Source organism: Salmonella sp. A1325 (genome assembly GCF_056991255.1).
On sequence record NZ_JAMLWO010000003.1, the window covers coordinates 453,145 to 474,800 of the forward strand.

The following is a 21,656-nucleotide window of genomic DNA, read 5'->3' on the forward strand; positions in this document are numbered from 1 at the left end:
TCAGGATTCGACGGCCAGCGCGCGGCTTTTGAATTTGAAGGACTGATACAGCCAAATCAGCAGGACAACCCCTACGCAGGCTAACGCGCCCCAGGTGATCTGTTCAAAAACATCCACATAGGCGTTGATGGCGTAATTAACCGCGCCGCTGGCGTCGAAGGCGCTTTGCGAGGTCTGGTCAGCGATGACGCCTGCCAGATAGTTAGCTATCGCGCCGGACAGCAGCATATAAATTCCGGTTAATACGCCGGTGACGCCGGGGATATCAATGCGCGTAATTTGCGACATGGCGACCGGGTCGATAAACAGCTCGGCAAAGCCCATCACCGCCAGTCCCAGCACCATTAGCGGCATTGAAGAGTGTCCGTAAGCGGCGGACCAGCGTGCGCTCAGGGTCAAAATACAGAATCCGGCGCTCATCAGACCGAGACCCAGCGCGAATTTGCCCCAGATACGCACGGTGCGATTACCGCTTACGCTCTCTTTAACCAGCCAGGCCAGGACGACCCCACACAGCATCACGGCAAAGGCGTTCACCGACTGGAACATGGCGGTAGGAACGGAATAGCCCAGAATATCGCGGTTCACAAAGCGGTCGATATACAGGCTGATAGAGCTACCGCCCTGCTGGGCAAACGCCCAGAACAGCATACTGAACAGGGTCAGGGTGACAATCAGCCCCAGTTCTTTGCGCTGTTTGGCCGTTTGCGCCTGACGATAAATTTTTGCCAGCACGACCAGGCCGATCGCGGTCGCCACGATTAAGGCATAGACAGACCATTCTTTCCAGAACAGAACGGTAATCAGCAACGGCGCCGCTACCAGCAGAATTAACAGCCAGCCCCAGTTCGGCAGCAGGTAGTTTCTGGCGCACAACACGGCTTTATTAACGCCGGTGGTGTGGGTGAAATGACGATTTCCACACAAGAAGATCACCAGTCCCGCCAGCATACCAATGGCGGCGAGCGCAAAGCCCATCGCCCAACTGTACTCCTCTTGCACATAGCCGCAGGCGATAGGCGCCACGATCGAACCAATATTACCCGCTGCGTAAAGCAGCGAGAACCCGCCGTCGCGGCGCGGATCTTCCGGCTGGTACAGTTCGCCCAGCAGGCAGCTAATATTCGATTTAAACAGGCCGTAGCCGCAGACAATGATCGCCAGCGACAGATAAAGGAATGTCGGCGCGATCTCACTGGCGCCCAGCACTAAATGACCTATAGCCATTAAAAATGCGCCCAGCATGACTGCCATTCGGTTGCCAAGCACCTTATCCGCCAGATAGCCGCCGAGAATTGGCGTTACGTAGACCAGCGAACAATAAGCGCTGAATAACTCATAGGCGTGGTTATCGTCGTATTTTAGCTGATTGGTGAGATAAAGAATCAGTAGGGCGCGCATACCATAAAAGCTGAAGTACTCCCAAATTTGCAGGGCGACAACGTAGTAAATAGCGCGGGGTTGAGATGCTTGTTTATTCATCGTATTTCCGGGATAGAGGCGCTGCGGCAAGAAAGCGGCATTCTTTGATAATGCCTTTCTTTGTGGGCTTATTAAGCCTGCCGTATCGCCGTGTTTCCTTAAAGTTACCAACATGATACAGAACTGATTTTTTCTGCAATATGCGTTCTGATTGCATAAATATACATGAAACCGATCGTGTTTTGCTAAGTAATTTGCGCCAAACCCGGGGGTGATTGTTTCTTGATGTGTCAAACAAATGTTTATCGACGAACGGCTAACGGAAGGCTATGTTAACGGAGACTGAACCCGTAACGGGAAAGTAGAACGTGGGTTAAAGGGAGCGATGATGAAAAACACCGAGCTGGAACAACTGATTAACGACAAGCTGAACAGTGCGGCAATAAGCGATTATGCGCCGAATGGTTTACAGGTCGAAGGAAAAGAGACGGTACAGAAAATCGTTACCGGCGTGACCGCAAGTCAGGCGCTGCTCGATGAGGCGGTGCGTTTGCAGGCCGATGCGGTCATTGTTCATCATGGTTACTTCTGGAAAGGCGAGTCTCCGGTTATTCGCGGCATGAAACGCCGTCGCTTAAAAACGTTACTGGCAAATGATATTAACCTTTACGGTTGGCATCTGCCGCTGGATGCGCACCCTGAGCTGGGCAACAATGCGCAGTTGGCGGCGCTATTGGGCATTACCGTGAAAGGAGAAATTGAGCCGCTGGTGCCGTGGGGAGAGCTCTCAATGCCGGTGCCGGGGCTGGAACTGGCCTCATGGATTGAAGCGCGTCTGGGGCGTAAACCGCTATGGTGCGGCGATACCGGGCCAGAGAATGTGCAGCGTGTCGCCTGGTGTACCGGCGGCGGACAAAGTTTTATTGATAGCGCCGCCCGCTTCGGCGTGGATGCTTTTATTACCGGCGAGGTGTCTGAACAGACCATTCATTCCGCGCGCGAACAGGGGCTGCATTTTTATGCCGCCGGGCACCATGCCACTGAACGCGGAGGTATTCGCGCCCTGAGCGAATGGTTGAACGAAAACACGGCGTTGGATGTGACGTTTATTGATATCCCTAACCCGGCATAACTGAGAGGTAATAAAGTGCAGCGAGCGCGTTGTTATCTGTTAGGCGAAACGGCGGTCGTCCTGGAACTTGAACCGCCGATTACGCTGGCGAGCCAGAAACGCATCTGGCGTCTGACGCAGCGTCTGGTCGATATGCCGAACGTGGTGGAAGCCATTCCCGGGATGAACAATATCACCGTGATCTTGCGGGAACCGCAAACCCTGGCGCTGGATGCGATTGAGCGTCTGCAGCGCTGGTGGGAAGAGAGCGAGGCGCTGGAGCCGGACTCGCGTTCGGTTGAGATCCCGGTGATCTATGGCGGCGCAGGCGGGCCGGATCTGGCGGCGGTGGCACGGCACAGCGGTTTGAGTGAAAAGCAGGTCGTGGAGCTACATGCCTCCGTTGAGTATGTCGTCTGGTTTTTAGGCTTTCAGCCTGGCTTTCCCTATCTTGGGAATTTACCAGAACCGCTCCATATGCCCAGACGCGCGGAGCCGCGCCTGCAGGTTCCGGCCGGTTCTGTCGGCATCGGCGGCGCGCAGACGGGTATTTATCCATTATCCACGCCGGGCGGCTGGCAGCTGATCGGCCTCACGCCGTTGAAGTTATTCGATCCGATGCGGGAGCCTCCGGTTTTGCTACGCCCTGGCGATAGCGTACGCTTTGTGCCGCAAAAGGAGGGAATATGCTGAATATTATTCGCGCGGGGATTTATACCTCCGTGCAGGATAGCGGGCGTCACGGCTTTCGTCAGTCGGGGCTGAGTCACTGCGGTGCGCTGGATAAACCCGCCTTTCAGACCGCTAATCTCCTGGTCGGGAACGATGCGAATGCCCCGGCGCTGGAAATCACTCTCGGTCAACTGGTTGTCGAATTTGAAAATGAGACCTGGTTCGCTCTTACCGGCGCAGGCTGCGAGGCGCAGTTGGATGATCAACCGGTCTGGACCGGCTGGCGATTGCCGGTAAAAGCGGGTCAGCGTCTTACGCTGCATCGACCGCTTCACGGGATGCGTAGCTATCTGGCGGTAGCGGGCGGTATTGCTGTGCCGGAGGTGATGGGATCGTGTAGTACCGATCTGAAGTCCGGTATCGGTGGGCTGGAAGGGCGGCTGCTAAAAGATGGCGATCGGCTGGCGACGGGTAAACCATCGCGACAGTTTAGCGGGCCGCAGGGCGTGAAGCAGTTACTGTGGGGGAATCGCATCCGTGCGCTACCGGGGCCGGAATACCGTGAGTTCGATCGCGCCTCGCAAGAAGCGTTCTGGCGTTCGCCGTGGCAGCTCAGTCCGCAAAGTAATCGCATGGGCTATCGTTTGCAGGGACAATCGTTAACGCGGACAACGGATCGCGAACTGCTGTCGCACGGTTTGCTGCCCGGTGTCGTACAGGTGCCTTACAACGGTCAACCTATTGTGCTAATGAATGATGCCCAGACAACTGGCGGCTATCCGCGTATTGCCTGCATCATCGAGGCAGATATGTACCATCTGGCGCAGATCCCGCTAGGGCAACCGATCCATTTTGTGCAATGTTCGCTGGAAGAGGCGCTCAACGCGCGCCGCGAGCGTCAGCGCTATCTGGAGCAGCTTACCTGGCGACTTCAGCATGAACATTGATTTAAATGCGGATTTGGGCGAAGGTTGCGCCAGCGACAGCGAATTATTAACGCTGGTCTCCTCCGCCAATATCGCCTGTGGTTTTCACGCCGGTGATGCGCAAACCATGCTGACCTGCGTGCGCGAGGCGCTGAAAAACGGCGTGGCGATCGGCGCGCATCCCAGCTTTCCGGATCGGGATAATTTTGGGCGGACGGCAATGGTTTTGCCGCCGGAAACGGTATACGCCCAGACGCTGTACCAAATCGGCGCGCTGGGGGCGATTGTTCAGGCGCAAGGCGGCGTAATGCGCCATGTCAAACCGCACGGTATGCTCTATAACCAGGCGGCGAAAGATCCCCATCTGGCACAGGCGATTGCGAAAGCGGTACACGACTATGATCCGTCACTGATACTGGTTGGACTGGCGGGAAGTGAGCTGATCCGGGCCGGTGAACGCCATCGCCTGGTGACGCGGCAGGAGGTGTTTGCCGATCGCGGCTATCAGGCCGACGGTAGCCTGGTGCCGCGCACGCAACCTGGCGCGCTGATTCACGACGAAGAGCAGGCGCTGGCGCAAACGCTGGATATGGTGCAAGCCGGGAGAGTGAAAAGCGTTACTGGTGTGTGGACGACTGTCACGGCGCAAACGGTGTGCATTCATGGCGACGGCGAGTATGCGCTTGCATTCGCACGCAGGTTACGCGCCGCGTTTAATGCGCGTAATATACACGTTATTGCCTGAGAGCCCGACGATTGAAGCTATTATATTACGGCTGCTAAAAATTATCGTGTTCTGTTCTCTTAATGTCAGGAAGAGGGATTTATTCAATACTATATAAATCCCCTTATAATATATTATTTTAAAAATAACCAAGTGATGCTGTAATAGCCAGTATGATGAGCTTATTGCTGTTAGCAGCAGAATTTTTGAAAATCACTATGATATTGTTAGCTATCGCCATCTAATCAAACCTCCGGGGCGGGTAAACTACCTGACTCTTTATTACCCCTTTCTGATTGATTTACCTCACGATAGCCTCATTTTTAGCATTTATATTCCTCGTCATGACGACTTATCAGGAGATTGAAGCCAGATTGATTCGCTGTTTCACTATCACGTCATGGATAGCGTGCCAGATTGTCAGCTATATGGATTTTAAGCTGTTTACGCATAGCAACTTTTTTAGCGAAAATTAAACTCATCTGATCAGTGATTTTTTAGTATATTACTCATTTTGTTATGATGGATTTGTTTTGTGAAAAGAAAATATCTTACGCAAGAAGAGATTGAAAAACTGCTGTCAGCGACCGACAGAATGCCCTTCCCGGAAAGAAACCGCTGCTTAATCCTGATGGCGTTTATTCACGGCTTCCGGGCCAGTGAGCTGCTGGGGCTGCGCTTGTCGGATATTGATCTTGCAGGAAGACAGCTTTATATCCGGCGCCTCAAAAATGGCTTTTCAACGTGTCACCCCCTCCTTCCCGATGAGTATAACGTACTGAAAAGCTGGCTCAGGGCCAGGAAGTATCTTGAGAAAGGGGCTGACGGAGACTGGCTGTTCCTGTCGCTGCGCCGGCATCCGCTCAGCAGGCAACAATTTTTTTACATACTTCGAGAGGCAGGGCGGTTGGCCGAATTAACGATAGCACCACATCCTCATATGCTGCGACATGCCTGCGGCTACGCCCTTGCTGATAAAGGGATTGATACACGGCTCATACAGGACTATCTGGGGCACAGGAATATCCAGCACACCGTAAGATACACCGCAAGTAACGCCGGGCGTTTTCATGGAATATGGCGAAAAAAACGTCGAGTATAACCGTACGTTCTGATTCAAAAAGTTAAGTCCGCTTCGCGCTTTCATCATCCTCTCAGATTTACCCCTTCCACACAAGAGTCATGCAATCGTAATCTGTTGCTTATTAAGGAGTTATCCCTATAACAATAAAAAAACTAAGGGAAAATTTACCTGGTCCAACCAGCACTATGCTGTATCCATTTTTGTCCTGCCTGCACAAAATGTTAATTTTAAGTGTTAAAAAAACGTATTAAATAATATTTAGTGCTGATTAATTATCATGTCAAAGAATTAAATCCTTTATTTTACTTTTTGAATCATATTGTTAAATCACAGAGAAGTCTGTTCAGGGAAAGCTGATTTACATAATCAACATATAAATCAATGAATTACTGTGTTTTTTATTTGTCATTTTGTACTCCGCACAGGGCAGAATTACCCTGCGGCAGGAGCATTTACTACCAGGGGGACTGACGGCCTGTGCAGCCGAAAAGCAGAACCGGACAGGGTGTCAGAGTGCTGTGTTTAGATAGGGCCAGACGTCATTTTTCATACAGACATGGAATGGCTCCCGGTCCACGAAAGGGTGCGGACATGTTGTTTCCACAACACGAAGCTGCCGTTGCTGGCGCAGTGCCGGGTCGGCAATGGCCAGAGGAGAACAATCTGATGACGCAAGAATATGCGGAAATGTCCACCGGAAGGGGGGGCACCAGTAAGTGTCGGTACAGTATGGGCGCGAAAATATTTTTGCTCCTGCTGTCGGTCTCCACCGTCGCAGCGTTGTTCAGCCTGTACCAGGTTCTGACGTACTGATATGCAGACGTTAACCAGAGTACTGCCGCCTCTCCGGCTGATTATGTTTTGTCAGTCAGGCGAAAATCCTGCGCAGTTTCCGGATACCGGTGGCCTTTGCGTGGAGGACTGCGTTCGTCTCAGGACACCAGAAGGGCTGCTGGATCGGTTGCGTCGGTGGCCCGGCGCGATGGTGATATCCGCCGGACGGCCATCAACCCAGCTTCTGCTGTGGCAACAGGTTTTTCAGCGTTATCCGCGGACAGTGGTTTTTTGTAGCAGTAACGCGTTTTTACCGGTTGACGTCAGCGTGGAAGGTTATTTCCGCCATCTGAGGTTGATTAAACGCGCCATGTCGGTAAGGGTTCTGGCCAGAATGGCTGAGCTTGCCATATGGTCATCACTACAGACATCGCCTTACGAGGAGGAGATGAAAAACGCGTTGAGCGTACCGGAGCTGGTGATGGAGATAAATAGCCGCACGCTGGTCAGGTTACTGTCAGAGCGTCTGCCAAAACAGGGACGGCGGGTGCTGGGATTACTATTGTCAGGCTGTAGCCCGGAAATGACGGCCCGTATGCTGGGAACCGGCGTGAGGCAGGTCTGGCTCGCGGAGCAGACGCTGAAACAACGCTGGGATATCCCGACAGGAGTACCGCTATCTGATGCGGTAAGAATAAGGATACCGGACGTCGGCCCGGACATCAGTCAACAGAGTGCGTTGGTAAAAACTGGGGCCGATAACGCACCGGATTTATGCTGACAGCATATTTACATCATGCCGCGCGGTATTCAGACCCATTATGTTGCGTTCTGAATGAGTTATCTTCGCAAAATAAATATGGCAATCATCGTTGTCCAGAAATACCGCATAACGTGTGACATTAATGAATCTGTAATCAGTGCGAGGGTTTACGCGCTGTGGCGGTAGCGTGGAATTATCTGAATGCGTTGAGTAAATTTCATTTTACCCTACTGATATAAATGACAATGATTCTGGATAAACTATCTAATATTATCTGTGTCTGCGAACAGAGTGACAAAAATAATGCAACGTAAAAAGATACTAATTGTAGGTGCGGGCCTTTCAGGCGCAGTAATAGCACGCCAGTTAGCCGAACAGGGACATGTAGTCAATATTATTGATCAACGTTCGCATATCGGTGGTAACGCTTATGATGCCCGAGATGAGCACACGGGTATTATGGTGCACGTTTATGGTCCTCATATTTTTCATACTGATAATGAAACTGTATGGAATTATGTAAATAAATACGCTGAGATGATGCCTTATATCAATAAGGTTAAGGCCACAGTAAATGGTCAGGTATTTTCTCTACCTATCAATCTTCATACCATCAATCAATTTTTTGGTGTCGCCTGCTCACCTGATGACGCCAGGAAATTACTGCTTCAAAAATGTGATAGCACCATTCTGGAACCACAAAATTTTGAGCAACAGGCCTTGCGTTTCATTGGTGAAGAGTTATATGAAGCCTTTTTTAAAGGTTATACCATTAAACAATGGGGGCTTCATCCTTCCGCATTACCCGCTTCTGTATTGAAACGTATCCCTGTTCGCTTTAATTATGATGATAACTATTTCAATCATAAGTTTCAGGGAATACCAAAATTTGGTTATACACAAATGGTCAAGTCCATTGTCGAACACGAAAATATCGCTGTTGAACTATGCCGCTCCTTCACTCAGGAAATGCGGACAGATTATGATCATGTTTTTTTCAGTGGCGCGCTGGATGCCTTTTACTCCTGTCAATATGGCCGACTGGAATATCGTACATTAGACTTTAAAAAAATAATTTGCCAGAGTGATTATCAAGGATGTGCAGTAATGAATTATTGTTCAATAGATACTCCTTATACTCGGATTACTGAACACAAATATTTTTCTCCGTGGGAGAGACATGAAGCTTCAATATGTTATCAAGAATATAGTCGGGAATGTGAAGCTGGTGATATACCCTATTATCCTGTTCGCAGGGCAGATAAAATGGATTTACTGAATAAATATCTGTCGCGGGCTAAAAAAGAAAAAAATATTACTTTCATTGGTCGTCTTGGCACTTATCGTTATCTCGATATGGACATCACGATAGCTGAAGCATTACAGACGGCGGACGTATACTTAACGTCGCTATATGAACAAAAAGAAATGCCAGCTTTTACAGTTACTGTTTGATGAAGTGTACAGCGCTAATCGTAACTTTTAACCGTCTTGAAAAATTAAAAAAAAGTGTGCGAGAGACTGTTAAGGCGGGTTTTTCCTCTATTGTTATCGTTAATAATGGCTCAAGCGACGGTACAAGGGAATGGCTTTCTTCATTAAGTGAACCTGGCATCACGATACTTAATCTTAAAGATAATCTTGGTGGTGCTGGCGGATTTAAAGTAGGTAGTCAATATATATGCTCATATAGTAATGCCGATTGGGTATTTTTCTATGATGATGATGCTTACCCGGAAATTAATATTTTAAAACATTTCTCGTTATTAGATACCTCAATATACCGTATATTTGCGTCGCGAGTTCAGGACACCTATGGACGGTCTTGTCGGATGAATTTGCCTTTCATCAGGGTTCCATCTACGGTGTTTGAGACTATTTATTATGTGATACGCCCAGAGAGGTTTTCTCCAGTAAGAACTCAGGTTACTGATGTTCAAACTGTGTCATTCGTTGGTATGATTATTGATCGAAAGGTATTGAATAACCATCTTAACGATATCCATGATGAACTTTTCCTTTATTATGATGATTTTTTCTTTGGTTATAAGCTAGTATTGTCCGGGCAGAAAATTCGTTACTCCCCAGAAATTAAATTTATTCATGATATCTCTATTCATGGAAGGTGTATCTGCCCCGAATGGAAAGTATATTATCTTTGTAGAAATTTGTTGCTGCTGAGAAAACTTTTACCCGTTCCCAGGATATTCAGTGTTCTTTCTATAGTATTACGCCTCTCTAAATATCTCGCCATTTTACCATGGCAGCGTAAGAAATTTCGTTATCTATATTTTATCTGGCAGGGAATACTTCATGGACTTAAAGGTATTAGTGGGAAATATCATTAGCAGGACGAAGAGATGAAAAGGTTATGTTATTTTGTAAATTCAGACTGGTACTTTGATTTACATTGGACAGAACGTGCGATAGCGGCAAGGGATGCGGGTTATGAAATTCATATCATAAGTCATTTTATTGGTGAAGAGATTATAAAAAAATTCAAAACGCTTGGTTTTATTTGTCACAATGTGTCTCTTGTTGCTCAGTCATTTAATATGTTTGTTTTTTTTAGAGCATTCCTTAACGCTCGGAAAATTATTAAAGAGATTAATCCTGACTTATTGCATTGTATTACGCTCAAACCTTGCCTGATTGGTGGGGTTAGCGCCAGGAGAAGTAATAGTCCAGTTGTTATCAGCTTTGTCGGACTTGGTCGAATCTTTTTATATAATACCGTGCCAATGAGAATATTGCGTGCGTTAACCGTTTTGGTTTACAAATATATTGCCGGTAATAAGCGTGGTGTTTTTATTTTTGAACATGATAAAGATCGACGAAAAATATCGCGTTTAGTAGGTATTGATTATCATAAAACTATCGTTATCGAAGGTGCTGGAATTAACCCGGATATTTATAAATTCTCTATAGAGAAAAAACATGAGATACCGATAGTCCTTTTTGCAAGCCGAATGTTATGGAGTAAAGGTCTTGGCGATCTCATTGAAGCAAAAAAGATCCTCAGACAAAAAAATATTCATTTTGTTTTAAATGTTGCAGGTATATTGGCCGAGGATGATAAAGATGCTATCCCTTTGGAGCTCATTCATCACTGGCATAATGAAGGACTAATTAACTGGCTGGGACGCTCTTCGAATGTATATGAGCTTATTCAGAAATCGAATATCGTTGCATTACCATCTGTTTATCCGGAAGGAGTACCACGGCTTTTATTAGAGGCATCATCTGTAGGACGCGCATGTATTGCTTATGATACCGGCGGATGTGATAGCTTAATTATTCATAACTATAATGGGTTGATCGTAAAAAGTAATTCAGCTCAGGAGTTAGCGGTAGAATTAGAGTATTTGTTAAAAAATCCACAGATTCGCTTAGAGATGGGGGCGAATGGAAGAAAACGTGTAAAGGAATTGTTTTCCAGCATATTAGTCATTAATAAGACATTGCAAATTTATAAAGACACTATTGGTTGCTAACACCATAAAGTGCTTATGAAGTAGGTCAGTGTTTAGATAAATAGTATGTAAATATATAGAAAATAAATAAGTTATATTTTCATATCGTTAAAGAATAAGTTCTTCAGGTAAAGGTGACACGGAAACAATGAATGATTTGAAAGAAGCTCTGGCCAGGCACCAACTTTGGATTTCGCTAGGTTGGAATGATGTCCTGGGGCGATACCGGCGTTCGGTGTTAGGGCCTTTTTGGATAACGATTTCGATGGGGGTCACCATATCAGCGATGGGACCTCTTTACGGTTCGCTGTTCAGTTCAGGTTCCGAAAATTTTATCATGCATCTTACTTTAGGTATGATCTTTTGGGCCTTTCTATCAGCAACTATTAATGAGTCATGCGGAATATTTAATGAGTCCGCATCAATTATTAAACAATCTGACCTTCCGCTATATTTATATATATTACGTGTTTTCTATCGGCAGTTTATGATTATGTTGCATAATTTTATCATTATACCTTTCGTGATTTTTTTTACCAATACATCGGTAAATCTTGATATTCTCCTTTTTATACCTGCAATTATAATAACATCCATCTCATTAATTTCTACAGGTATGATTCTCGCCGTTTTTTGCACAAGATATCGTGATATGGGACCGGTTGTTCAAAGTGTAGTAACGTTGTGTTTTTTTATAACTCCCATCATCTGGACATCGGAACAATTACCAAAGGGAAGAAAGGAATTTGTTGATTATAATATTTTTTACTACTTTATGGAGATGCTCAGGAAACCATTAATGGGAACTGTACCAGATGTAACTATATGGTTTTACACAATAATAACCTCTATTATTATGTTGATGGTCTCAACCTTAGTGTTGACTAAATATCGCTCAAGAATCGTATACTGGTTATAATTAATGAAAATCTCTTGCAAAAACGTTGGCGTAATACTCCCCATATTTAACTCCAGCCACCGTTCATTTAAAAAAACTTTTCTACAGGCTGCTTCAGGTGGACGAATTGGTTCATCGAATACCGGGATTATTGAAGTAGAGGCATTAAAAAAAATTGATTTTACGCTTACCGAAGGTAACCGTCTTGCGCTTATTGGACACAATGGTTCGGGCAAAACAACTCTTCTGAGAGTACTTGCAGGGGCCTATAAACCAACTTCAGGGAAGTATGAATGTATCGGTCGAGTCACCAGCCTCATTGATCCCATGATGGGAATGGATGGTGAGCTTACCGGCCTGGAAAATATAAAGCTGAGAGGACTATTTCTCGGTCTGTCAAAAAATGAAATAAAAAATATTACAGAAGATGTCATCGAGTTCAGCGAGTTAGGTGATTTTATTAAAGTCCCCGTTAGAACGTATTCTAGTGGTATGGTTCTGAGGCTTGGTTTTTCTATTTCCACTGCAATCAATCCTGAAATTTTACTGATGGATGAATGGATGAGCGTGGGTGATAGTGATTTTAAAAGAAAAGCAGAGATGAGATTAAATAGCTTTATCTCTAAAGCGGGCATTATGGTAATGGCCACTCACGATGATGAACTGGCTAAATCTGTATGTAATAAGTTCATCAGGCTTGAGCACGGTGAGATAGTTAGCAAAGGCGGATTTTAATATTCTTATTGCAGTATTTATATCACTACGCGGTGAGTAATTTACTATTTTATAATAGCGTTACCCCGGATAATATAAATTTATAGGTTCGTTATGTATTTTTTACTTCAAAAAGTAATTTTACCAAACATTGATCTATGCACGGAAGAGCAGCTTTATTTCAGAACTCAGGGCGGGAAGTATAACTATACCTCACGTAACTTACTTGTTCCGCGTCATAAGGTTGCATGTTTTGATACTTTTTTTAATGCATTCTCAGTTAAGAAATGGAAAAAATATACAACCTTAACATCACTTTTTTTGCGGGTTAATATAATTGGTCGCGGAACTATAAACGTAAGGCACAAAGAGAATGGTGTCATTAGAGTATTAAAGCAAATTGATTTTAAATCGTCATGCAATATTAGTGATGAGATTGAGATTGATATATCAAAAATAAATTTCGGATATGTCTATGTGGAGTGGCAATCAGACGAAGACTCTGTTTTAAATGGATTTGAATTTCTGACTAAAGATCATGTTAGTAAATCATCTATGGCTTTAGTTATAACAACTTATAATAGAAAAGAAGCTGTTACTAAAACAATCAATAGAATTAATAAAACACTCTTAACCCAGAGCGAATTTAAAGATCGTTTTAAATTGATTGTCGTTAATAATGGCGAGGCGATTAATCACCCGTCAGGAAACGGCATTATGGTTATCAATAATGAAAACCTCGGTGGATCAGGCGGGTTTATGAGAGGTTTGATAGAGACAGGGAAAATCAACGATGTCAAACATGTCATATTTATGGATGACGACGGCTCATGTGAAATTGAATCGATTTGTCGAACTCATGCTTTTTTACTGATGGCTAAAGACAAAAATACAGTTGTTACTGGCTGTATGCTTTTTGAGGATAACCCGGCAATCATACATGAATCTGGTGCCATATGGCATAGAGATTTTTTACATTACCCGGATAAACATTATCTGGATGCTCGGGAAATAGATTCTTTAGATAATTTTGATAATGAAAGAAAAATAGGCTACGGTGGATGGTGGTTTTTTGCCTTTAATATTAACGCTATTGAATATTACTCATTTCCTTTCTTTGTTCGTGGAGATGACCTGCTATTTGGATATATGCATAAAAAACATAATATTGTCACACTTAATGGTGTGGCTTCTTGGCAAATGGATTTTGAAAGAAAAATATCGGTTCTAAATAGCTATTTGAACTTCAGGACTGTTGCTGTACCTGCATTAATTAGTAAAAGAAAGTTTGCTGCACTACTGTTAAGTGTTTTCTTTGTGCGGGAAGTCTTTCTTGCGAGTTTTTCATGCCGTTATGAACTTGCCAGAGCAATGATTATGTCATATAACGATTGTCTTTCTGGGCGGAAGTTTTGGGAAGATAATGTAGATCTTCTGGAGATAAGAAAAAGAATTAATGCAATAACTCATAATGAAAAATTCAATGTAGAAGGTATTGATATTGTTAATGGTTGTGTTGATTACCCATGTTCTGGTAAAGAAAAAGCTATCTACAAATTTTTTAGATGCATAACCCTTAATGGACACTTAATTCCAGCTTTCTTTTTAATTAAAAAACCAATCGTGGTTGATTATCGTCATTATCACCCTACTAAGTTTTCATTCCGGAGAATTACTATCTATCATTTAAATATAGAAAATGGCAAATTATTAAAACTTACCCACTCAAAAATGGAGTTTTTTAAAGTTATTATTAATGGTTTGTTTACGGCAGTCAAAAATTTTTATCGGTTTAAATCTGCAAAAAAAGAGATGAAAAATAGTTTGCCCTATCTTACCTCAAAGCTCTTTTGGTATAAAAAATTCAATAAAAAAATCTGAAGATAAATATTAAACATGATGTAAGTGGTGTTGATGAGAATTATACCGATTTTTTAATTATATGACTATGATAATCTTAGGTATGGTTCTGTTGCTACACCTTATCTGGTGTCAGTCTAATAAAATATTATAATCCTTACCCAATGTCAGCATTCATTCATAGGGTGTTAATTTTATATATACCGTAAAACGCGAAATCAGAATATGGAAAAGAGTCTTTTAGTTATTGTCCGACATAAACCTGGGCGTACTCGTCTATTAATGCGGGCCTTGCAATCCATTAATGACCAGACGTTCAAAAAAATAAATATCATCATTTTCTGCATGGAGGAAGAATTGAAATGTCACAATGTGGATGATTTTTATCTGAAAGAACTGTCAAATATATATAGTGTTATCTACGACGAAAGCTGTATCTTTAATGCTATTAAGATGTCTGAATCTAATTATTTATGCTTTATGGATGATGACGACTCCTGGGCCCCTGAATATGTGTCAAGGCTACTCAGTGTTTTGGCGAATATACAGTCAACGTATTCATCTGTAAATGCAATAGCATGCCATACAAATAAAGTTGCTGAGATTGCGGAAAATAATAGAATAATTATAAATTCAACGCAACCATGGAACCACTATTTAAATGCTGGCCCTGTTAGTTTTGATGTTATTTATTACAGGAATTCAATTCCACTGTCCTCGTGTTTATTCGATAAAAATTCTGTTATCGATGTGATTGAAAGTCATAAATTATCCTCTCCTGCATTTTTCTGGCCTTTTTTTATTCATTACCTGGCAGAAAATGATGTTTGGATTTTACCTGAAGCACTGGCATTTTATCATTTCAGAGAAAATGATGACTTTGAATTTGGAAATTATACCGTAATTAACAATGAGTTATTTGATATAGAATGCAAAATTGCAGAAAATAAAATGATGAGAAGTGTTGATGACTCATCATTGCTCAATGTGTTACTTTCAAATATTGCTAACAATAGTCTTTTTCATAAAATCTCTTATATTGAAAATAAGATTAAATAAAATATGGATATGAACTTTAAAAAATACAAGACCGTAAGCTTTGATATCTTTGATACATTGGTTAGCCGGAGGATTTATCGTCCCAGAGATTTGTTTTCATTAATGCAATCAACTTTAGCAACTGAGAACTTTTTTATATCAGCGTACGAGATTGGTATTATTGATAATTTCCCAGAGATAAGAGTTCAGGCGGAAGTAAGTGCCAGAGAGAATAGGGTCAGGCGTTTTGGCGGCGAGCCGGAAATACTCATATCTGAAATATACGATGAAATTTTAAAAAAGCATCCGCAGCTTTCACCAGCGACAGTAAAAAAGATAATCGATCTGGAAATACAAATGGAGAAGATTGTTTTATATAAAAATGCGCGTGGAAGCTGTTTGTTTGAAAAGGCTATTAGTGATGGTTGCAAAGTCATTTTAATTAGTGATATGTACCTTCCATCAGCAATATTAAAGGAGTTGTTAACATCATGTGGCTATGATATCAGTAACATTCCAGTTTATTCATCTGGCAAAGAGCGGTACTCTAAAAATAGTGGTAAATTATTTTCAATAGTCAAGAAAAATGAAAATGTAGATATTGCATCATGGATGCATGTTGGCGACAATGTTCATGCTGATATTCTGAATGCTAAAAAACTCGGCATAAATACTCTCCATGCTGATTGGTCAGAGTATAATCATGGGGTATCTAATCATTGGAAAACTAAAGATATTATTGGTGAATCTATTTGTAAGACTTTATTACTTAAACAAGTTTCTGCTTTCCATCAAAATGATCCTTTAAATGAGATAGGATTTAAAGTATTTGGTCCGTTATTATTAGGTTATGTATCCTGGTTAGCGAATCAGTTAAAGATTCATAAAATTGATAAAGCGCTTTTTTTAGCACGCGATGCTCACTTAATCTATAAAATTTATAATGAATATTTTTCAGAAGAACATGTAAAATGTGAATATTTATATATATCCCGCGCATCAGCTTATATGGTGGGGATGACTGATTGGCCGATGCACAGGATTTGGCATCTTTTTGGTGGTAAGAATAAGAAAAGTATTAAAAAGATACTTGCTATCGCGGGGTTAGATGCGAGTGAGCATATTTCAGATATACATCATGTTGGATTTCCTGACGAGGAGTATATTCCTGTTTCAGGAGAGGAACATAAGGTTCACTGGCTTATAAATAAATTATTTCCATATATTTTATTAAAAAATACTCAGCACAGGGAAGTTTACGCTGATTACTTTAAAACGGCCTGTGAAGGTTATAAAAATATAGCACTTATCGATGTAGGATGGATGGGTAATATTCAATCAGTATTTGCTCGTTCTTTAGGTGCGCAATGGGCAGAAAAACAAATACATGGGTTTTATTTGGCAACTTTTGCTGGCGCCAATGATAACCGATCTATTTATAATAAGATGTTTGGTTGGCTAACCAACTATGGCCATCCCCACGATAAGTGTGATCTTTTCTTATCAGGAGGGGTGGAAATAATGGAGTTCGCTATGGCTGATAATACTGGGTCAACAATTGGCTATAAAAAAACGGATAATGGAATAATTCCTGTACGTGAAGATAGCAGTGGTTCTGAAATTGAGTATTTAAAAAAAGCGGCAAGATTGCAATCAGGGATTATTTCTTTTTTTGAGTACGTCAAACCGCTCATACAAAAAGGAAATTATGCAGCACTTAGTAGTGTTGTATTGTCAGAACCTTTTTTTGAATTGATAGCCAGACCCTCAAGCGCTCAACTGGATGCCTTATCTTCCCTCACACATTCAGAGTCCGCGGGATCTAACGCAGAAAGAATCGTGCTAGCCAAAAAACTGCCTTTAAAGGATAAACTTTTTCCCGGAGAAAATTATATCAAAGAGTTGAATGCCAGTTATTGGAAAGAAGGCTTTAAAAGGATCAACAGAAAAAAATTTTGGGCAAAATATAACTAAGCGTCATTTAATTCCGGTAGGCAGACAATCATTATTGGGCGCTTGCCCGACAAGGGCTGAGTCGATTATGCCCTGGCGCGATCACGTTAACCCTGACGGGGAAGTGGTCTCGTGCTGCGATAATGTTATTATCACTGGATACCACCGCCTGTTTGTCCATCCGCTGTGGATGTTCATTATGGCGTTCGATGTGCATTCCAGATAGTCAGAGGCGGTGTAGTCCATTAATCAACTGTTAACAAAGGATATTATCATGCCTGAAGGCCCGGAAATTCGTCGTGCGGCGGATAATCTGGAGGCGGCAATCAAAGGCAAACCCTTAACCGATGTCTGGTTTGCCTTTGCACAGTTAAAACCGTATGAATCGCAGCTTACCGGTCAAATTGTTACCCGGATAGAGACGCGGGGAAAAGCGTTATTGACCCACTTTTCAAATGGCCTGACGCTCTACAGCCACAACCAACTCTATGGCGTATGGCGGGTGATCGATACTGGTGAAATACCGCAGACCACGCGTATATTGCGCGTCAGGCTACAAACGGCGGATAAAACTATTCTGCTTTATAGCGCGTCTGATATCGAAATGCTGACAGCAGACCAGCTCACGACGCACCCTTTTTTACAGCGAGTCGGCCCGGATGTGCTGGACGTGCGTCTCACTCCGGAAGAGGTTAAAGCTCGATTGCTGTCGCCGCGTTTTCGCAACCGACAATTTTCCGGACTGTTGCTGGATCAGGCCTTTCTGGCGGGATTGGGGAATTATCTGCGCGTTGAAATCCTCTGGCAGGTAGGGTTAACCGGACAGCATAAAGCGAAAGATCTCAACGAGGCGCAACTGAATGCGCTTTCTCACACGCTGTTGGATATTCCGCGCCTGTCCTACACTACTCGCGGTCAGGCGGATGAAAACAAGCATCATGGCGCACTGTTTCGCTTTAAGGTTTTCCACCGTGACGGCGAAGCGTGCGAGCGGTGTGGCGGCATTATTGAAAAGACAACACTGTCCTCACGCCCGTTTTACTGGTGCCCGCATTGCCAGAAATAGCCGGAACCGCCATCGGCGAGCGGTTATTGCCTGATGGCGCGACGCTTATCAGCCCTACAAAGGTTGTTTGGGCGCATAGGTTGATATAAAACGGGCCACTGCTGGCCCAGTTAACAGAATGCTGAACAGCCGTAGGGTTTGCATTGCCATGATGAGCGCCATATCGGCACTGCTTCCTGCCGCGATCGCGGCAACCGTATCCAGACCACCGGGACTGGTGGCGAGATAAGCCGTCATAAAATCAATCTGCATGTAGTAAGCCATTCCCCACGCCATCGCGGCGCAAATCGCCATCAGCGCGAAAATTGACAATAAGATTTGCGGCAATGGCCGCAGCGCCATAAAAAACACCTGTCTGTCAAAACCCAGCCCAATACGCCAGCCTATCGCCATATACGCCACGGCCAGCAGCCATTCGGGTATTTCAATCTCAATGATGCCTTGCGAATGGAGAAGCGCGCCCGCCAACATGGGGAGCAGCATCGTGCCGGAAGGGATACGCATCAGGCGACCGGCAATGCCCGCCACGATCGCTAATAGCAGCGTCGTCAATACATTACCGCTAAGCGGCGGAAACCAGACCACCTGTTGGCTGACCGCTGCCGCGCTGTCGCCGAGTATCAGGCGTGTCACCAGAACCGCCGCGCCAGCCACAAACAGTACCCGTAGATACTGCATAAACGCCACCAGGCGGATATCCGCCCCGTAATCTTGCGCCATCGCTACCATTGCCGCCGCGCCGCCCGGCGAAGCCCCCCATGCGCCGGTGTTGCCGGGCAGCGAGCTGTAACGTACCAGCAGCCAGCCGACTATCGCGCTGGAAAGCAGCGTTACCAGCAACACTAAAAGCACGACCGGCCAGTAGAGGGCGAGGGTGGTCAATATCGAACCGGTTAGATTTTGGGCGATCATACAGCCGAGAATCGCCTGCGCGGCGAGAAAAATACCGCGCGGAAGTTGTAGCGTACTACCTCGCAAACTCAACACGATACCCGCAATCATTGGACCGAGCAGCATTGCCGCCGGAAGGTGCAGCCAGAGAAAAATAAGGGAAATGAGCAGCGATAACAGGAATAACAAAAACCACTGCAGAATCGGCATTCCATGCTCCCTGAATGATATTTAGCGAAACCTTAATTAATCATAGAGAGTAACGGGATAAGAATAAAATAATGAGGATAAGAAAAAGGGAAAATGTACCGGATGGCGAGGGTTGCGTCGCCATCCGGTTGTCAATTAACGCTTCAGCGCCGATTTAAAATCGCGTTTATCGTAGCCGGTATACAGCTGACGAGGACGGGCGATTTTCATGCCGTCAGTGTGCATTTCATTCCAGTGTGCAATCCAGCCAACGGTACGCGCCATGGCGAAGATCACGGTGAACATGGAGGACGGAATGCCCATCGCTTTCAGAATGATGCCGGAGTAGAAGTCTACGTTCGGGTACAGTTTCTTCTCGATGAAGTACGGGTCGTTGAGCGCAATGTGCTCAAGCTCCATCGCCACTTCCAGCAGATCGTCTTTGGTGCCCAGCTCTTTCAGCACTTCGTGGCAGGTTTCACGCATCACGGTGGCGCGCGGATCGTAGTTTTTGTAAACACGGTGACCGAAGCCCATCAGGCGGAAAGAATCATTCTTGTCTTTCGCACGACGAACAAATTCCGGAATGTGTTTAACAGAGCTGATTTCTTCCAGCATTTTCAGCGCGGCTTCGTTTGCGCCGCCGTGCGCGGGTCCCCACAGGGAGGCGATCCCGGCGGCAATGCAGGCGAACGGGTTGGCGCCGCTTGAACCTGCGGTACGTACCGTTGACGTAGAGGCGTTCTGCTCATGGTCAGCGTGCAGGATCAGAATACGATCCATCGCGCGCTCCAGTACCGGATTCACTTCATAGGTTTCACACGGCGTGGAGAACATCATGTTCAGGAAGTTACCGGCGTAGGAAAGGTCGTTGCGCGGATAAACAAACGGCTGACCGATTGAGTATTTGTAACACATCGCCGCCATGGTCGGCATTTTGGACAGCAGGCGGAACGCCGCGATTTCACGGTGGCGCGGATTGTTCACATCCAGCGAGTCGTGGTAGAACGCCGCCAGCGCGCCAGTGATCCCGCACATTACCGCCATCGGATGTGAGTCGCGACGGAAAGCATGGAACAGGCGAGTGATTTGCTCATGGATCATCGTATGGCGGGTGACTGTCGTTCTGAACTCGTCATACTCTTCCTGCGTCGGTTTTTCGCCGTACAGCAGGATGTAACAGACTTCCAGATAGTTGGAATCGGTAGCAAGCTGGTCAATCGGGAAACCGCGATGCAACAAAATGCCTTCGTCGCCGTCGATGAAGGTGATTTTAGATTCGCAGGATGCGGTAGAGGTGAAACCAGGGTCAAAAGTAAAAACTCCTTTTGAACCGAGACTACGAATATCAATAACATCTTGACCGAGTGTACCTTTTAGCACATCCAGTTCAATAGCAGCGTCACCAGTAAGGGTGATTTTTGCCTTTGTATCAGCCATTTACGGTCTCCTTAGCGCCTTATTGCTTAAGACTGCCGGAACTCAGACTTGCCTTCTCCACGTCACCTTCCCTGTCGTTAGTGCAGGGAAGATTCTGTGTATGCATCAATCAACCGTTACCAGTTTGTTATTTGGCTCGCCGCTCTGTGAAAGAGGGGATGACCTGGGTACAGAGCAATGGGCGCTTGCAGGTAACGGATTGATTAATTTCGAATTAGCAGCAAATCAGGAACGTAGCAATCCGAGTAATGTAACCTGTCTATCACTAATAACTGTCCTGAAAGAATGGGTCAATATCATTGTACTGTTGCATAACTTATTAACAGGTGAAAGAGTGACCCCATAACTTTTACGCATTATATGCTTTTTCTGGTGTTGTTTGTAACAATTTTGTTTAATGTTTGTCAAATCAGATGATTGAAAATTAAAAAAATGTTGTTATCGTGACCTGTGTCACTGTTCAGGATAAAACCTGACAAACTATATGTAGGTTAATTGTAATGATTTTGTGAACGTCCTATACTGCCGCCAGGTCTCCGGAATACCCTGCAATCCCGAGCCACCCAGCGTTGTAACGTGTCGTTTTAGCTACTGGAAGCAGTGTTTTACATGACGCGCAGTTATAGAAAGGACGCTGTCTGACCCGCACGCAGACCGG

21 protein-coding genes and 1 pseudogene are annotated in these 21,656 nt (G+C 44.7%); 18 read left to right on the plus strand and 4 right to left on the minus strand.

Annotation, left to right across the window (positions count from 1 at the left end):
• Window positions 1-1,482, minus strand: a complete 1,482-nt coding sequence (locus NAZ64_RS09140; protein WP_001041123.1) for an MFS transporter — start codon at window positions 1,480-1,482, stop codon at window positions 1-3.
• Between the two features lie 328 nt (window positions 1,483-1,810).
• Here NAZ64_RS09140 and ybgI point away from each other — a divergent pair, with 328 nt between their 5' ends.
• The 18 genes and pseudogenes from ybgI (at window position 1,811) to nei (ending at window position 18,478) form a co-directional block, all read left to right on the plus strand.
• On the plus strand, window positions 1,811-2,554 hold the full coding sequence (gene ybgI, locus NAZ64_RS09145; protein ID WP_000798844.1) for a radiation resistance protein YbgI: 744 nt from the start codon (window positions 1,811-1,813) through the stop codon (window positions 2,552-2,554).
• A 15-nt stretch (window positions 2,555-2,569) separates the two neighbouring features.
• Window positions 2,570-3,226: a 5-oxoprolinase subunit PxpB gene (gene pxpB, locus NAZ64_RS09150; RefSeq protein ID WP_001188371.1), complete on the plus strand. Its 657-nt coding sequence runs from the start codon at window positions 2,570-2,572 to the stop codon at window positions 3,224-3,226.
• Window positions 3,220-4,152, plus strand: a complete 933-nt coding sequence (gene pxpC / locus NAZ64_RS09155) for a 5-oxoprolinase subunit PxpC (protein WP_000932044.1) — start codon at window positions 3,220-3,222, stop codon at window positions 4,150-4,152. Before pxpB ends, pxpC begins: the two co-directional genes overlap by 7 nt.
• Window positions 4,142-4,876, plus strand: coding sequence for a 5-oxoprolinase subunit PxpA (gene pxpA / locus NAZ64_RS09160; RefSeq protein ID WP_001017911.1), 735 nt, complete (start codon window positions 4,142-4,144; stop codon window positions 4,874-4,876). The genes pxpC and pxpA overlap by 11 nt, the downstream gene beginning before the upstream one ends.
• Window positions 4,877-5,199: 323 nt before the next feature.
• Window positions 5,200-5,331: a hypothetical protein gene (locus NAZ64_RS09165; protein WP_078057602.1), complete on the plus strand. Its 132-nt coding sequence runs from the start codon at window positions 5,200-5,202 to the stop codon at window positions 5,329-5,331.
• A gap of 59 nt (window positions 5,332-5,390) precedes the next feature.
• On the plus strand, window positions 5,391-5,957 hold the full coding sequence (locus tag NAZ64_RS09170) for a tyrosine-type DNA invertase (protein ID WP_000824704.1): 567 nt from the start codon (window positions 5,391-5,393) through the stop codon (window positions 5,955-5,957).
• A 459-nt stretch (window positions 5,958-6,416) separates the two neighbouring features.
• Window positions 6,417-6,752, plus strand: coding sequence for a hypothetical protein (locus NAZ64_RS09175; protein ID WP_077906418.1), 336 nt, complete (start codon window positions 6,417-6,419; stop codon window positions 6,750-6,752).
• 1 nt (window position 6,753) lies between these two features.
• Window positions 6,754-7,494 carry a hypothetical protein gene (locus NAZ64_RS09180; protein WP_058215093.1) on the plus strand — a complete coding sequence of 247 codons (741 nt, stop codon included), beginning with the start codon at window positions 6,754-6,756 and terminating at the stop codon, window positions 7,492-7,494.
• Window positions 7,495-7,779: 285 nt separating this feature from the next.
• On the plus strand, window positions 7,780-8,931 hold the full coding sequence (gene glf / locus NAZ64_RS09185; protein ID WP_001521816.1) for a UDP-galactopyranose mutase: 1,152 nt from the start codon (window positions 7,780-7,782) through the stop codon (window positions 8,929-8,931).
• Window positions 8,928-9,824, plus strand: a complete 897-nt coding sequence (locus NAZ64_RS09190) for a glycosyltransferase (protein WP_220569344.1) — start codon at window positions 8,928-8,930, stop codon at window positions 9,822-9,824. The genes glf and NAZ64_RS09190 overlap by 4 nt, the downstream gene beginning before the upstream one ends.
• 12 nt (window positions 9,825-9,836) lie before the next feature.
• Window positions 9,837-10,970 carry a glycosyltransferase family 4 protein gene (locus tag NAZ64_RS09195; RefSeq protein WP_076935458.1) on the plus strand — a complete coding sequence of 378 codons (1,134 nt, stop codon included), beginning with the start codon at window positions 9,837-9,839 and terminating at the stop codon, window positions 10,968-10,970.
• Window positions 10,971-11,097: 127 nt separating this feature from the next.
• Window positions 11,098-11,868 carry an ABC transporter permease gene (locus tag NAZ64_RS09200; protein WP_079981571.1) on the plus strand — a complete coding sequence of 257 codons (771 nt, stop codon included), beginning with the start codon at window positions 11,098-11,100 and terminating at the stop codon, window positions 11,866-11,868.
• A gap of 3 nt (window positions 11,869-11,871) precedes the next feature.
• Window positions 11,872-12,582 (plus strand): ABC transporter ATP-binding protein, encoded by a 711-nt coding sequence (locus tag NAZ64_RS09205; RefSeq protein WP_001528845.1) that lies wholly within the window; start codon window positions 11,872-11,874, stop codon window positions 12,580-12,582.
• A gap of 93 nt (window positions 12,583-12,675) precedes the next feature.
• Window positions 12,676-14,455, plus strand: a pseudogene (locus tag NAZ64_RS09210) (glycosyltransferase).
• Window positions 14,456-14,646: 191 nt separating this feature from the next.
• A complete protein-coding gene (locus tag NAZ64_RS09215) occupies window positions 14,647-15,480 on the plus strand; it encodes a glycosyltransferase family A protein (RefSeq protein ID WP_220569343.1) in 834 nt (277 codons plus the stop codon).
• A gap of 57 nt (window positions 15,481-15,537) precedes the next feature.
• Complete coding sequence (locus NAZ64_RS09220; RefSeq protein ID WP_483640917.1) at window positions 15,538-17,433, plus strand: HAD family hydrolase; 1,896 nt, start codon at window positions 15,538-15,540, stop codon at window positions 17,431-17,433.
• 67 nt (window positions 17,434-17,500) lie between these two features.
• Window positions 17,501-17,638, plus strand: a complete 138-nt coding sequence (locus tag NAZ64_RS09225) for a hypothetical protein (RefSeq protein WP_001145917.1) — start codon at window positions 17,501-17,503, stop codon at window positions 17,636-17,638.
• A gap of 48 nt (window positions 17,639-17,686) precedes the next feature.
• Window positions 17,687-18,478 (plus strand): endonuclease VIII, encoded by a 792-nt coding sequence (gene nei, locus NAZ64_RS09230; RefSeq protein ID WP_220569342.1) that lies wholly within the window; start codon window positions 17,687-17,689, stop codon window positions 18,476-18,478.
• Window positions 18,479-18,532: 54 nt separating this feature from the next.
• Here the strand turns inward: nei and NAZ64_RS09235 are convergent, their stop codons facing one another.
• From NAZ64_RS09235 to NAZ64_RS09245, 3 genes are all read right to left on the minus strand, one after another.
• On the minus strand, window positions 18,533-19,579 hold the full coding sequence (locus tag NAZ64_RS09235; protein WP_220569341.1) for an AbrB family transcriptional regulator: 1,047 nt from the start codon (window positions 19,577-19,579) through the stop codon (window positions 18,533-18,535).
• A gap of 135 nt (window positions 19,580-19,714) precedes the next feature.
• Window positions 19,715-20,998, minus strand: a complete 1,284-nt coding sequence (locus NAZ64_RS09240) for a citrate synthase (protein ID WP_023203106.1) — start codon at window positions 20,996-20,998, stop codon at window positions 19,715-19,717.
• Between the two features lie 225 nt (window positions 20,999-21,223).
• Window positions 21,224-21,355: a hypothetical protein gene (locus tag NAZ64_RS09245; protein WP_418142699.1), complete on the minus strand. Its 132-nt coding sequence runs from the start codon at window positions 21,353-21,355 to the stop codon at window positions 21,224-21,226.
• Window positions 21,356-21,656: the final 301 nt, after the last annotated feature.